Source organism: Brevundimonas staleyi, from assembly GCF_041893865.1.
Taxonomy (GTDB): domain Bacteria; phylum Pseudomonadota; class Alphaproteobacteria; order Caulobacterales; family Caulobacteraceae; genus Brevundimonas; species Brevundimonas staleyi.
In genome coordinates this window covers 2,491,816-2,505,454 of sequence record NZ_CP169082.1, presented here as the reverse complement: position 1 = coordinate 2,505,454, position 13,639 = coordinate 2,491,816, and the positions used below count along the sequence as shown (strand labels likewise).

The 13,639-nt window shown below is 68.5% G+C and carries 13 protein-coding genes; 11 read left to right on the top strand and 2 right to left on the bottom strand.

The features are described from left to right. The first annotated feature begins 7 nt into the window (after positions 1-7). The 10 genes from surE (at position 8) to ACETK8_RS12720 (ending at position 10,009) form a co-directional block, all read left to right on the top strand. Positions 8-796 carry a 5'/3'-nucleotidase SurE gene (surE, locus tag ACETK8_RS12765; protein WP_374036297.1) on the top strand — a complete coding sequence of 263 codons (789 nt, stop codon included), beginning with the start codon at positions 8-10 and terminating at the stop codon, positions 794-796. A gap of 172 nt (positions 797-968) precedes the next feature. Beyond that, positions 969-1,613, top strand: a complete 645-nt coding sequence (locus tag ACETK8_RS12760) for a protein-L-isoaspartate(D-aspartate) O-methyltransferase (protein WP_374036296.1) — start codon at positions 969-971, stop codon at positions 1,611-1,613. Between the two features lie 48 nt (positions 1,614-1,661). Beyond that, positions 1,662-2,792, top strand: coding sequence for an acyltransferase family protein (locus ACETK8_RS12755; RefSeq protein WP_374036295.1), 1,131 nt, complete (start codon positions 1,662-1,664; stop codon positions 2,790-2,792). A 29-nt stretch (positions 2,793-2,821) separates the two neighbouring features. Further along, positions 2,822-3,562, top strand: coding sequence for an OmpA family protein (locus tag ACETK8_RS12750; protein ID WP_374036294.1), 741 nt, complete (start codon positions 2,822-2,824; stop codon positions 3,560-3,562). An 87-nt stretch (positions 3,563-3,649) separates the two neighbouring features. After that, positions 3,650-4,696 carry a peptidoglycan DD-metalloendopeptidase family protein gene (locus ACETK8_RS12745; protein WP_374036293.1) on the top strand — a complete coding sequence of 349 codons (1,047 nt, stop codon included), beginning with the start codon at positions 3,650-3,652 and terminating at the stop codon, positions 4,694-4,696. Positions 4,697-4,808: 112 nt separating this feature from the next. Continuing rightward, entirely contained in the window at positions 4,809-5,126 is a 318-nt protein-coding gene (yajC, locus tag ACETK8_RS12740) for a preprotein translocase subunit YajC (protein WP_374036292.1), read from the top strand. Between the two features lie 31 nt (positions 5,127-5,157). Next, positions 5,158-6,765, top strand: a complete 1,608-nt coding sequence (secD, locus tag ACETK8_RS12735; RefSeq protein WP_374036291.1) for a protein translocase subunit SecD — start codon at positions 5,158-5,160, stop codon at positions 6,763-6,765. Beyond that, complete coding sequence (gene secF / locus ACETK8_RS12730) at positions 6,762-7,745, top strand: protein translocase subunit SecF (protein ID WP_374036290.1); 984 nt, start codon at positions 6,762-6,764, stop codon at positions 7,743-7,745. The genes secD and secF overlap by 4 nt, the downstream gene beginning before the upstream one ends. 12 nt (positions 7,746-7,757) lie before the next feature. Continuing rightward, complete coding sequence (locus ACETK8_RS12725; RefSeq protein ID WP_374036289.1) at positions 7,758-8,390, top strand: squalene/phytoene synthase family protein; 633 nt, start codon at positions 7,758-7,760, stop codon at positions 8,388-8,390. A 44-nt stretch (positions 8,391-8,434) separates the two neighbouring features. Continuing rightward, entirely contained in the window at positions 8,435-10,009 is a 1,575-nt protein-coding gene (locus ACETK8_RS12720; protein WP_374036288.1) for a phytoene desaturase family protein, read from the top strand. Here the strand turns inward: ACETK8_RS12720 and ACETK8_RS12715 are convergent. Beyond that, entirely contained in the window at positions 10,006-10,383 is a 378-nt protein-coding gene (locus tag ACETK8_RS12715) for a response regulator (RefSeq protein ID WP_374036287.1), read from the bottom strand. The genes ACETK8_RS12720 and ACETK8_RS12715 overlap by 4 nt on opposite strands. Further along, positions 10,376-11,887, bottom strand: coding sequence for a sensor histidine kinase (locus ACETK8_RS12710; protein WP_374036286.1), 1,512 nt, complete (start codon positions 11,885-11,887; stop codon positions 10,376-10,378). The genes ACETK8_RS12715 and ACETK8_RS12710 overlap by 8 nt, the downstream gene beginning before the upstream one ends. Before the next feature lie 98 nt (positions 11,888-11,985). On the opposite strand from ACETK8_RS12710, the gene ACETK8_RS12705 reads away from it, so the two are divergent. Beyond that, positions 11,986-13,512: a carboxylesterase/lipase family protein gene (locus ACETK8_RS12705; RefSeq protein WP_374036285.1), complete on the top strand. Its 1,527-nt coding sequence runs from the start codon at positions 11,986-11,988 to the stop codon at positions 13,510-13,512. Positions 13,513-13,639: the final 127 nt, after the last annotated feature.

Genomic DNA, 13,639 nt, shown 5'->3' with positions numbered 1-13,639 from the left:
TTCTGATTTGCGCATCCTGCTGACCAACGACGACGGCATCGAGGCCGAGGGCCTGGCCTGTCTGGAACGGATCGCGCGGACCCTGTCCGACGACGTCTGGATCGTCGCCCCGCACGAGGAACAGTCGGGCAAGGGGCGGGGGATCACCCTGACCGAGCCGCTGAGGGTCAATCGGTTCGGGGACAAGCGGTTCTCGGTGACCGGGACGCCGACCGACTGCGTGGTTCTGGCCGTCAACGACCTGATGGACGGAAAGCCGGACCTGGTGCTGTCGGGCGTCAATCGCGGGCACAATGTCGGGGAGGACTGCTCCTATTCCGGCACGGTGGCGGGCGCCTTGCAGGGCATGGCCTTCGGCATCCGCTCCATCGCGCTCAGCCAGTCGCTGGAGCGGTTCCACGACGAGGTGACCGCCCACTGGGAGACGGCCGAGGCCTATGCCCCGCCGATCATCAGCCGCCTCCTGGCCGAGACCTGGCAGGACGGGGTGGTGATGAACCTGAACTTCCCGGCGCGGGCGCCCGAGGAAGTGAAGGAGGTCGAGGTGACGACCCAGGGCTTCCGTCAGATCGGCGAGATGCACGCGGTCAAGCGCACCGACCTGCGCGGGCGCGATTACTACTGGATGAGCTTCCGTGGGGCGAAACAGGACCATGCGCCGGGCACCGACCTGCGCGCCATGGACGACGGCAAGATCTCGGTGACGCCGCTGCACATCGACCTGACGCACCGGGCCAGCGTCCACGACCTGAAGGGCGTGCTGGGCGGGGCGCCGCCGAAGGCGCTGGTCCGGTGAGCGTCGCCGCAGATGTCCTTCTCTCCTCGGGGGAGAAGGTGGGCCCGCAGGGCTCGGATGAGGGGGCTGCGTCCGCCGACCTCATCGGCGTCGTTTGGGGGAACGGTCAGAAACCCCTCATCCGTCTCGCTCCGCGAGCCACCTTCTCCCCCGAGGGGAGAAGGAGTCTTCGATGAACCTGAAGGACGACCGGGCGGGGCGGCTGATCCTGTCGCTGCGGCAGCAGGGGGTCACCGATCCCAGGGTGCTGGCGGCGATGGAATCGATCGACCGCGCCGTGTTCGTGCACGAGAAATTCCTCGATCAGGCGTGGGAGGATCAGGCCCTGCCGATCGACTGCGCCCAGACGATCTCCCAGCCCTTCATCGTCGGCCTGATGACCCAGGCGCTGGACGTCCAGCCGCGCCACCGGGTTCTGGAGATCGGCACGGGCAGCGGATACCAGTGCGCGGTGCTGTCGAGGCTGGCGCGCTACGTCTATTCGGTGGAGCGGTATCGCAGCCTGCTGGTCGAGGCGGAGGCGAAGCTGCGGCTGCTGCAGATCGACAATGTCATCACCCAGCATTCCGACGGCGGCCTGGGCTGGCCGAAACAGGCGCCGTTCGACCGGATCATGGTGACGGCGGCCTCGCCGAACGAGCCGACGGAACTGCTGAAACAGCTGAAGCCGGGCGGGGTGCTGGTCTGTCCGGTGGGGCGGACCTCGGTGCAGATGCTGCATCGCTATACCGGACAGGAAGACGGGTCGTTCCGGCGCGAGAGCCTGTGCGAGGTCCGGTTCGTGCCCCTGGTCGAGGGAACGGCCAAGGAGGGGTGACTTCCGGTTGTCCTGTGGCGTAGCCTTTCCGGGTATGGGGAGGGCGCGATGCGGTTTGCAGCTCTGGACGGCTGGCGGGGGCTGGCCGCCGTCATGGTCGCCCTGTTTCACCTGAGCGCGGCGGGGTGGTTCCATGACATCCCGGCCGTGCGTCACGGGGGCGTGGCGGTGCCCCTGTTCTTCGTGCTGAGCGGCTTCGTCATCCATCACGCCTATGGGGATCGGCTGAAAGACGTGGCGGCGGGCTGGCGGTTCGTCGTGCGGCGGTTCGGGCGGCTCTATCCGCTGCATCTGTTCACGCTCGGGCTGCTGGTCGGGCTGGAGGGGGTGAAGCTGGTCCTGACGGGCGCGGGCGCCGGGGCGGGGCAGGCGGCGTTTTCCAGGACCAACGACCTGCCGAGCCTGGCCGTGCATCTGGCGCTGGCGCAGGCCGTCGTGCCGTCCGGCGACTACAGCTGGAACATCCCGAGCTGGTCGATCGGCGCGGAGTGGGCGGCATGCCTGGTCTTCGCCGGGCTGATGCTGGTCGCGGGCCTGCGCGGGAGGGCTGCGACGGTGGTCGCGGCGGTCGTGTTCGGCGGGGCCATGCTGTGCGTCGATGTGTTTCTGCCCGATCTGCACACGATGCAGGGCAGGGGATTGCTGCTGGCCCTGTTCGGCTTCTTCGCGGGCGGGGCGGTGCATCAAGCCCATGGCGCGCTCAGACGACGCGGATGGACGGGCGGGACGGCGGCGGAACTGATCGCCTGCATGGTTCTGGGCGCGCTGTTCTGGTGGAAGCCGCCGGGGGATTTCCTCGCCATCGTCGGTTTCTCGGGCGTCATCCTGGTCTTCGCCTTCGAGGGCGGCAGGGTGTCGCGGGGGCTGAAGGCGGGGGCGGTGCAGTTCCTGGGGCGGATCTCCTACTCGATCTATCTGGTTCACTTCGTGCTGTTGGCGGTGCTGGGCGGCGTGCTGCGAACCGTGCAGGGCGTCACGGGGGCGCGGCTGATCGAGGGGGCGATGATCGACTTCGGGCCGCCGGGGGCGATGGACCTGCTGGCCATCGCCTATCTGGCCGTCGTCATCCTGTGCGCCTGGGCGACCTATGTCTGGATCGAGACGCCGGGACGGGCCATCTTCAACGTCCTGTCGGAGCGGCAGCGGTTGTGGCGACCGGGTCAGGTCCCGGTCTCGTGAGTACGACGGGGGATGACGGTCGGGGGCGAATGTCGGACAATCGTTGCGTGTCCTCGCTTCGCATAGTCCTTGCGTTCGGCCTGCTCGCCCTCCTGCCCGGCAAGGCGCTGGCGCAGAGCTGGACGGCCTGCATCGACCCGGCGTCCGGCGGCCCGACAGCCGAGGGTTTTCTGGCCATTCGCGAAGCCGCGGCGAAGACGCTGCCGCCACGCGGCCTTCCGGCCCTGCATATCGCGCGCATTAGCCGCACGGCGTCCGGCGCGCCGCCTCCCTTCCGGATCGTTCAGATCGAGCTCATGCGAGCGGGGGCCAGCGCGGGCGGGATCCGTTGGGACGAGACATCGGACCAAAGCCTGCCTGTCGAGGATCAGGCCTGTTTCAGGATCACCGCCACCCAGGGCCCTTTCGGCCTCTGGCACTACTGGGGGCCGTATTTCCCTCTCGGCAGCGCAGTCGTGAGCGAGGATCAGAAAGTCGACCTCGAGTATCTGACGGTCGGCTACGAGCCGGGCAATTCCGTGTTTCGCCTTGAAGGGCACGCCGACACCCTGGGATCCAGCGAGGCCAATCTGAGGCTGGCGGCCCGACGCAACGACGCGGTGGCGCGCGAATTGGTGCGGCTCGGGGTGCGGTGGGACGATATCGAGCAGATCAGCGTCGGGGAGGCGCATCTGGCGCGACCGACGGCCGACAACGTGGCCGAACCGCTGAACCGACGGGTCAGTATCCGTGTCGTCCTGCGTCGAGCCCCGGCGACGGCCGCCCGTTAACCTGTTCGCCCCACTTTCGCGCGCTTTGGCGGGTTGGCTTATTCGCCTCGGCGGGGCATGTCGGTCAGGGTGAACGGGGAGCCGCGAATGCGTATTTCGATCTGGATCAAGGCCGCAGCGGTGGCCGTCGCCGGAATGGCCGTGACTGCCTGCTCCAGCTATCCGGCCGAGCCCATGTATTCTACCCGGCCGATGCCGGGGTATGGGACCGGGGCCGCGCCGCCGGCCTATTCGCCGCCTGCCTATTCGCCGCCCGCCTACGAATCGCCGCCGCCGATGACGGCCCCGACCGAGCGGATCGAGGGCGGAGCCCTTCCGCCGCCGTCGTCCGCGTCGCCGTCGAACACCTATCCGGCGCCCGCCTACAATCCGCCCGCGACTTCGCCGTCCTATGTGACGCCCAGTGCGCCTATGACGGTCAGTGCGGGCGCGGCCTACATCATCCAGCCGGGCGACACGATCTCGGGCGTCGGCCGTCGCTTCCAAACGCCGGTGCAGAACCTGATCGACCTGAACGGCCTGGGGCCGCGCGGCGCCATCACCGTGGGCCAGTCGATCATCCTGCCCGACAGCGCCATCGACACCGGACGCGATCCCTATGCGACCGGCCCTGCGCCCGTCGGCGTGTTGGTGCCGGAGAACGGAGTGATTCCCCCGCCGCCGCCTCCGCCGTCGGGCAATCCGGCCGCGCCCCTGCCTGCACGTCAGCCCGCCGCGACCGGATCGACGGGCGTGGCGCCCGCCGGATCGCCGGTGTTCCAGTGGCCCGTGCGTGGCGAAATCGTTCGTCGCTTCGGGCCCGTCGGAATGGGTGAGCGCAACAACGGCATCAACATCGGCGCCTCCGCCGGGGAGGCCGTCAGCGCGGCCGCCGGGGGCCGGGTCGCCTATGTCGGCGAGGTGATGGGCCTGGGCCTGACCGTCATCATCACGCACCGTGAAGGCTGGCGCACGAGCTACAGCCACCTGGGTTCGGCCACCGTCGACGACGGCGCGGATGTCCGCACTGGCCAGCAGATCGGCACCGTGGGCCTGACCGCCGGCGACGGCCGTCCCTCGATCCATTTCGAGACCCGTCGCATGCAGGGCGATCAGCCCCTCGCCATCGACCCGTTGACCGTTTTGCCACGGTAGCGAAACCGAACCATCACGCCGCGTTGCAATCACAGGGTCTCGGCCCTAGGTTCCGCGCCTTGTTTTAAACGGGCGCCCGAAAGCGGCTGCCTCGCCTTCGGGGAAGACCTCCATGCCTGCAACCGCTGACGGCGGCATTGTCGCCGCGATCGTGCAGTTTCTGCCGTTCATCGCGATCTTCGTTCTGTTCTACTTCCTGCTGATCCGTCCGCAGCAGAAGCGCGCCAAGGAGCACGCGGCGACCATCAACGCCGTGAAGCGCGGCGACACCGTCGTCCTGTCGTCGGGCATGATCGGCAAGGTCACCCGCGTCGAGGAGGCCGAGGTCAACGTCGAGATCGCCCCCAGCGTCAACGTGCGCGTGGTCAAGGGCATGATCGCCGAGGTGCGCAACCGCACCGCCATCGCCGCCAACGACTCCAAGGCCTGATCTCCAGTCCGCTGACACGGGAAACCCGTCCATGGTTCAGCTTTCACGCTGGAAAGTCATCCTCGTCGTCGTGGCGTTCGTCCTCGGAACGCTGCTGGCGCTGCCCAACATGCTGTCGCCCGCCCAGCGCGAGGCGCTGCCGGGCTTCCTGCCCAAGAACGCCCTGAACCTGGGCCTCGACCTTCAGGGCGGATCGTATCTGCTGCTGGAAGTCGACGTGGATGCGATGCGGACCAAGCGCGTCGACAACCTGATCGAAGACCTGCGCGTCACCCTGCGTGAGGCGGGCATCGCCACCAATCAGATCGTTCGCGAAACGGGCGGCGCGGTGGTGGTCCTGGCCGATCCGTCGCGTCAGGACGCGGCCTTCACCGAGATGCAGAAGCTGGTCGGCGCGCCCAACTCCAGCGGCCAGGTCGAGCGTCAGGTTCAGCGCGTCGGCTCCGACCGCGTGCGACTGGCCTTCACCGATCAGACCCTGAACACCATGGGCGCGACGGCGGTGGACCAGTCCATCGAGGTCGTGCGTCGTCGTATCGACAGTCTGGGCACCCGTGAGCCCTCGATCACCCGTCAGGGCGCCGAACGCATCGTCGTCCAGGCCCCGGGCGAGAGCGATCCCGCCGCTTTGGAACGCGTCATCGGCCAGACGGCCCAGCTGACCTTCCAGATGGTCGATACCGAAAACTCGGTTCAGGACGCCGTCGCCGGCCGCGTGCCGCCGGACGCCCAACTGCTGACGGACGAGACGGGCACCCCCTATCTGGTCAAGCGCCGCGTGCTGGTGTCGGGCGAGAACCTGACGCGCGCCAACGTCGGCGCCGACCAGTCGGGCCGTCCGGCCATCGACTTCCGCTTCGACGGCAACGGCGCGCGTCGCTTCGGCGAGGCGACCGCGGCCAACATCGGCAAGCCGTTCGCCATCATCCTGGACGGCAAGGTCATCTCGGCCCCCACCATTAACGGCGCCATCACCGGCGGCTCCGGCCAGATCACCGGCAGCTTCTCGATCCAGCAGGCGTCCGAACTGGTGAACCTGCTGAACGGCGGCGCCCTTCCGGCCCCGCTGACCGTCGAGGAACGCCGCACCGTGACCGCCGAACTGGGCGCGGACGCGGTCGCCGCCGGCGCCCTGTCGACCGCGATCGGCTTCGTCATCATCGTGCTGTTCATGATCCTGGCCTACGGCTTCCTGTTCGGCGGGGTGTCCGTCGTCGGACTGGTGCTGAACGGCATCCTGATCGTGGCGGCCATGTCGTTGACCCAGGCCACCCTGACCCTGCCGGGCATCGCGGGTCTGATCCTGACCTTCGCCGTGGCCGTGGACGCCAACGTTCTGATCTACGAGCGGATGCGCGACGAGGCGCGGACCGGCCGTTCGGTCATCGCCTCCATGGACGCCGGCTTCAACAAGGCCATGGGCACCATCATCGACGCCAACCTGACCACCCTGGTCGCGGCGGGCATCATGTTCGTGTTCGGCGCCGGCCCGGTGCGCGGCTTCGCCTGGACCCTGACCATCGGCGTGTTCACCTCGATGTTCTCGTCCGTGATGGTGGCCCAGGTGCTGCTGGCCTACTGGCTCAAGGTCGCCAAACCCAAGACACTACCCATCGCTGACGCGGAGAAGGTCAAATGACCTGGTGGCCCCTCATCAAGGTTCTTCCGCAGAAGACCAACCTTCACTTCGTGAAGTACTCCAAGCCGGCGGCCTTCGTGTCGATCCTGCTGTGCGTCGCCTCCATCGTCGGCTGCTTCTATCCGGGCCTGAACATGGGCATCGACTTCCGGGGCGGCGCCTCGCTGGAAGTGTCCAAGCCCGCCGGTCAGACCATCGACCTGGAAGCCGTGCGCGGCGCGGTCAGCGACCTGAACCTGGGCGACGTGGGCGTGCAGGGCATCGCCCGGCGTGACACCAACGTCGAGGACGGCTCCACCGCCGTGCTGCGCTTCCAGATTCCGGAAGGCCAGGATCAGACCGCCGTCGTGACCCAGGTCGAGACCGCGATCACCCAGGCTGTGGGCGAGGTCGGCTATTCGGGCGTCAGCGTCGTCGGCTCCAAGGTGTCGGGCGAACTGTTCACCTCGGGCCTCCTGGCCCTGGGTTCGGCCATCGTGCTGATGTTCCTCTACATCTGGTTCCGGTTCGAGCCCCAGTTCGGCTTCGGCGCCGTGGCCGGCCTGTTGCACGACGTGGTCCTGACCTTCGGCCTGATCGTGCTGTTCCGACTTGAGTTCAGCCTGAACATGGTCGCCGCCGTCCTGACCGTCATCGGCTATTCGATGAACGACACCGTCGTGGTGTTCGACCGCCTTCGCGAGAACCTGCGGAAGTACAAGACCATGCCGCTGCGCGACGTGATCGACCTGTCGCTGAACGAGACCCTGACGCGGACCATCATCACCGGCGTGACCGCCGTCATGGTGCTGGGCGCCCTGGCCGTGTTCGGCGGCGAGGCCCTGTTCGGCTTCTCGATCGCCCTGATGTTCGGCATCGTGATCGGCACCTACTCGTCGATCTACGTCGGCGCCCCGATCATCCTGCTGTGGGGTGTGAAGCGCGGCGAGCTGGCCGACGACGCCAAGCCGGTCAAGCTGGGCATGGCCTCGCGTCCGTAAGGCCGGCCGAGGTTGGCCGGAGCGGCTGACAGTCTCGACGACCAGGTCCGCGCGGCCGACCCCGACCGCTGGCTGTCCAGCCGGTTCGTCGGGGACGTGCAGGCGCGCGCGGACCTGATCGCCCTCTATGCGTTCGAGGCGGAACTTCTGACCATCCCCACGCGGGTGACCCAGCCCCTGCTGGCCGAGATGCGCTACGCCTGGTGGCGCGAGCAGATGGACGGGGTCTTCTCGGGCGTGGCGCGCAAGGGCCATCCGGTGCTGGAGGCCCTGACCGACATGGTCGGACGGCGCGGGCTGGACCGCGCGGCCTTCGACGCCCTGATCGAGGCGCACATCGACCGGGTCCACGGCGAGCAGCACGACCTGAACGCCTTCTATGTGCGGCCCATGCAGACGGCGGTGCAGATCCTGGCCGGGCATGGGCATGAGGATGCCGTGGCGGATGCGGCGAACGTCTGGGGCCTGATCCAGGTCGGGCGTGTGGAGGAGGCCGGGGCCTTCCGCAGCGAAGCGAACCGCGCGCTGAGGCGACTGCCCTCCGAGGCGTTTCCGGCCGTGGCCCACGCGGCGTTGAAGCCGGACATGCCGGAGCCCGTGAAGCGGGTGAAACTGACCTGGGCGACGTTGCGCGGTCAGATCTGATCGGCCTGCGCGCGGCGAGGGCGAATCCGCGCTAGGTCTGGCGCATGTCGAAGACCGAGACCGATGTCGTCATTCTGGGCGGAGGCCACAACGGGCTGGTCTGCGCCTTCTATCTGGCGCGGGCGGGGCTGAGGGTCACGGTGCTGGAGCGGCGAAGCGTCGTCGGCGGGGCGGCGGTGACGGAGGCGTTTCATCCCGGCTTCCGCAACTCCACGGCGAGCTACACGGTCAGCCTGCTGAACCCGAAGATCATCGCCGATCTGGAACTGGCGCGGCACGGGCTGAAGATCGTCGAGCGGCGGATGTCGAACTTCCTGCCGCTGGAGGGCGACGCCTTCTGCGCGGGGGAGGGGCGGTCGCAAGGAGAAGTGGCGCGGTTCTCGACGCGGGATGCGGAGCGGTTGCCGGCGTATGAGGCGCGGCTGGAGGCGGTGGCCGAGGTGCTGAGGGCCCTGGTGCTGGAGGCGCCGCCGAACCTGCCCGGCGGAGGCTGGATGCAGGCCCTGCCGGAGATGGCGAAGTCGGCGTCGGTCGCGCGGCGGCTGGGCGGGCTGGACCTGACGGGACGACGGGACGTGCTGGACCTGTTCGCCAAGTCGGCGGGCGACTGGCTGGACGGCTGGTTCGAGAGCGACCCGATCAAGGCCCTGTTCGGGTTCGACAGCGTCGTAGGGAATTACGCCTCGCCCTACACGCCGGGATCGGCCTACGTCCTGCTGCACCACGTCTTCGGCGAGGTGAATGGGCGCAAGGGCGTCTGGGGGCACGCCATCGGCGGCATGGGAGCGATCACTCAGGCGATGGCGGCGGCCTGCGTCGAGCGCGGCGTGAACATCCGGCTGGATGCCGAGGTGGCCGAGGTTCTGACCGAACAGGGCAGGGCGGTTGGGGCGGTGACGACGACGGGCGACGTGGTGCGTGGCCGGGCCGTGGTCTCGAACCTGCACCCGCGTCTGCTGTTCGATCGGCTGGTGGATCCGGCCGTGGTCCCGGCGGACTTCACCGAGCGGATGAGCCGCTATGCCTCGGGGTCCGGCACCTTCCGAATGAACGTGGCCCTGTCGGAGCTGCCGCGCTTCACCGTGCGGCCGGAGCCGGGCGACCACCACACGGCGGGCATCATCATCGCGCCGAGCCTGGACTATATGGACCGGGCCCATGCGGAGGCGCGGCTGAACGGGTGGTCGTCCAAACCCATCGTGGAGATGCTGATCCCCTCGACCCTGGACGACACCCTGGCGCCGCCGGGGCGGCATGTGGCCAGCCTGTTCTGCCAGCATGTCGATCCGACGCTGGGCGACGAGCATCGCGAGACGGTGGCGGACCTGATGATCGAGACGGTCGATCAGCATGCGCCGGGCTTCAAGGCCTCGGTGTTGGGGCGGCTGGCGCTGGGGCCGCGCGATCTGGAGCGGCGGTTCGGTCTGGTCGGCGGCGACATCTTCCATGGCCGGCTGACCCTGGATCAGCTGTTCAGCGCGCGGCCGGTTCTGGGACACGCGGATCACCGCATGCCCGTGCCGGGTCTCTATCTGTGCGGATCAGGGGCGCATCCCGGCGGCGGGGTCACCGGGGCGCCCGGGCACAATGCAGCCAAGGCGATTCTGCGAGACCTTTAAGCCTCGGCGACGCCCAGGGCCTTGTAGAGGGCGGCCTTCACGGCCTCCTCGGTGAAGGGCTTCTGGATGGTCGACTGGCCGCGCCAGTGGTCGGGCAGGCCGCCTTCGCCGTAGCCGGTGGAGAAGACAAAGGGCACGCCCTTGGCCTTCAGCGCTTCGGCGACCGGGAAGACCTCCTTGCCGGCGACGTTCACGTCCAGCAGGGCGGCGTCCAGCAGGGGATCGTCGGCCACGACCTCCAGCGCCTCGTCCACGGTCGAGATCGCCCCGACCGGCACGGCGCCCATGTCCTCCAGGATCGTCTCCAGCAGCATGGCCACCAGGGATTCGTCCTCGACCACCAGGATGCGGCGACCCGACAGACCGTCAGCCATGCTGTTGCGTATCCTTATCAAGCGGAAGCGACAATTCCGCTAAAAAACCGTCGCTTGCGTAGCTGAGTTTGGCCTCGCCCGCCAGATCGTGACGGATGTTCCGTTCGATCAATCGACTGCCGAACCCCTTGCGGGTCGGCGGCTGGACCGCCGGGCCGCCGACCTCGCGCCAGAAGACTGTCAGGACGCGGTTCGTCTGGTTGGCGATGGTCCAGTCCACGAAGACGCGGCCCTCCGGATCGGACAGGGCGCCGTATTTCGCGGCATTGGTCGCCAGCTCGTGGAAGATCATTCCGAGCGACAGGGCGGCGGCCGGGCCGAGCCCGAGAGGCGGGCCGTTCAGGACGATGCGGTTGGGGCCGTGGGCCGCCGTCTCGTGCTCCAGCACCGCGCGCAGGTCGGCGCCCTCCCAATGGCTGCGGGTCAGGAGGTCGTGGGTGTGCGACAGGCTCATCAGCCGGGCCTGGAAGCTTTCGGCGAAGGTTTTCGGGTCTTCGTGCGAGCGCGCCGTCTGCATGGCGATCGACTGGATGGTGGCCAGGGTGTTCTTCACCCGATGGTTCAGCTCGTCGATCATCAGCCGCTGACGCTGGGCCGCCTGGACGGTCTCGGTGACGTCGTGGCCCTGGACGAAGATGCCGACGACCTTGCCGTCGCTGTCGCGGATGGGCTGGTAGATGAAGTCGACGTTGCGGCGGGTGTCCAGGTCCGAGCCTTCGGGCCGGAAGGTGACCAGGGCGCCCTTGCCCTCATAGGGCTCGCCGGTGGCGAAGACGGAATCGAGCAGCTCGAAATACCCCTGACCCGCCAGGTCGGGCAGGGCGTCGCGGATCGACTTTCCGACGACGTCGTCCCGACCGACGATGCGGGCGTAGGCAGCGTTCTGCATCTGGAAGACGTGTTCGGGGCCGGACAGGATGGCGACGAACCCCGGCGCCGACATGAACATATCGACCAGGCGATTGCGTTCGAGCTCGAGGCGACGATTGTCTTCCTGCACCGACTGGGCCCGGTTCATGACCCCGCCGCCCAGGATCATGTCCAGTTCGCTGACCGGCGAGCCGGCCGCGCTGGCCCGCCGCAGCCGCTCCAGTTCGGTGATGTCGGTCGTGTGCTGCAGGATCAGGACGATGCGACCGCCGGCGTCGTGCAGGGGCGTGTGGCTGCAGCTCCAGTAGCGCTCCTCGTGCGTGACCGAACCGTCGGCGTCGATGACGGGGAGGGCGAAGCGGATCAGGGCGATATGGTCGCGCTCGCCAGTCGTCAGGACCTTGTCGAAGGAGGCGCGAAGCTGGCGCGCGTTTTCCTCCCCCTGTTCGGTCGGTCCGCCGTCGAAGATGTCGAACAGGGGGCGGCCGATCAGGTCGTCCCGCGTCATCCCGGTGGCGGCCAGATAGGCGGCGTTCATACCCGCATATCTCAGGTCCGGCGTCAGCAGCATGTAGGGGTTGGTCGACGCCTCGAAGGCGGCGGCAAGGTCTATCGCCTGATCAAGTGCCCGCACGCGTACCGTCTCCCCGATCTGCGCGAGCGCGCGACGTCGAGAAAGGTTCCCGCACCTCTTTGATTGTGTCGTCATCTCGGGCCGCTAGGATCGCGGCCATGTCCCTGAAAAGTCTCCTCCTGGCCGCCCTGATGATCGCTACGCCCGCCATGGCCCAGGACCCGGAGACCCAGGTGGCGCAAGGGCGGCTGATCGGGCGGAGCGCCGACGGCATCGATTCCTTCAAGGGGGTGCCCTTCGCCATGCCGCCGGTCGGGCCGCTGCGCTGGCGGCCCCCCGTCGCGCCGATCAACTGGGAGGGGGCGCGCGACGCGGGCTCGGTCGGGGCGATCTGCATCCAGGCGCCGGCGAACGGCGACCCCGGCGTGGGACCGGGCACGCCCAGCGAGGACTGTCTGACGCTGAACGTCTGGACGCCGAGAGAGCGGGCAGGCGCCTTGCCCGTCATGGTCTGGATCCATGGCGGCGGATACAACAACGGCTCGGGCACGCCGCCCCTGTACGACGGGACGAACCTGGCCCGGCGCGGCGTGGTCGTGGTGTCGATCAACTATCGCCTGGGGCGGCTCGGCTTCTTCGACCACCCGGCCCTGGCGTTCGAGCGCGCGCCCGGCGAGCTGGCCGGCAACTACGGCGTCATGGACCAGATCGCGGCCCTGCAATGGGTGCGCGAGAACATCGCGGCCTTCGGCGGCGATCCGGGTCAGGTGACCATCTTCGGCGAGTCGGCCGGCGGCGCGGCGGTGACACAGTTGATGGTCGCACCGTCAGCGCGGGGACTGTTCCACGGCGCGGTCGTGCAGTCGGGGCTGGGGCGTCAGAGATCGGCTCTGCTGGCTGACGACAGACCGGGGCGGCCGTCGGCCCAGACCCTGGGCGATATCTTCGCGCGGTCGGCGGGACTGGGGGCGGCGACGACGGCGGATGCGCTGCGGGCGCTTCCGGCCGAGCGGCTGCTGACGCCCATGCCCTCCTTCTACAGCGACAATCTGCTGGTCGACGGGACTGTGGTGCCGGAGGATGTGATCGAGGCCTTCGCGGCAGGACATCAGGCGCCGGTGCCCCTGATGATCGGCGCCAACAGCGCCGAGTTCTGGTGGATCCGCCCCACCGACGCCGGGGCCTATGGTCGGACCGACGACGTCATGACCGACGCCGAGTACGACGCCCTGGTCGCGGCCTATGAGGGGCAGGCGGGCTATGACGCCCATGTCGTTTCGGACCTGATCTTCAACGAACCAGCGCGGCGTCTGGCGCGGCTGCACGCGGCGGCAGGGCAGGCGACGTATCTCTATCGCTTCGACGTCGTGCCCGAATCGAACCCGGAGCCCAGCGGCGGCGCGACCCATGCGTCGGAGCGGCCCTATGTCTTCGACAACCTGCACACCGTCGGGCGACCGATGGGGGAAAGGGACGCCCTGGCCGCCACGGCCATGGCAGACTACTGGACGACCTTCGCGCGGGCGGGCGATCCGAACCGCGTCGAACATCCCGCCTGGCCCGAGTTCGGCGCCGCGCCGGATCAGTTGCTGGAGTTCACCAACGACGGCCCGGTCGCCAAGCCGATTCCCAATGCGGCGCGACTGGATCTGATCGAGGCGTTTTACGACCGCATCCGGCCCTGATCGCCGCCGCCGAGGCGGTGCGACACCTGCTGCAACAAATATCCCCAGACGCCCGGGAACCTTGGCCGCTGCGTGCGCGCTGAGTGAAAAATCGGGTGTGGCGAAACTACGGCACTTGCGGGGCGCA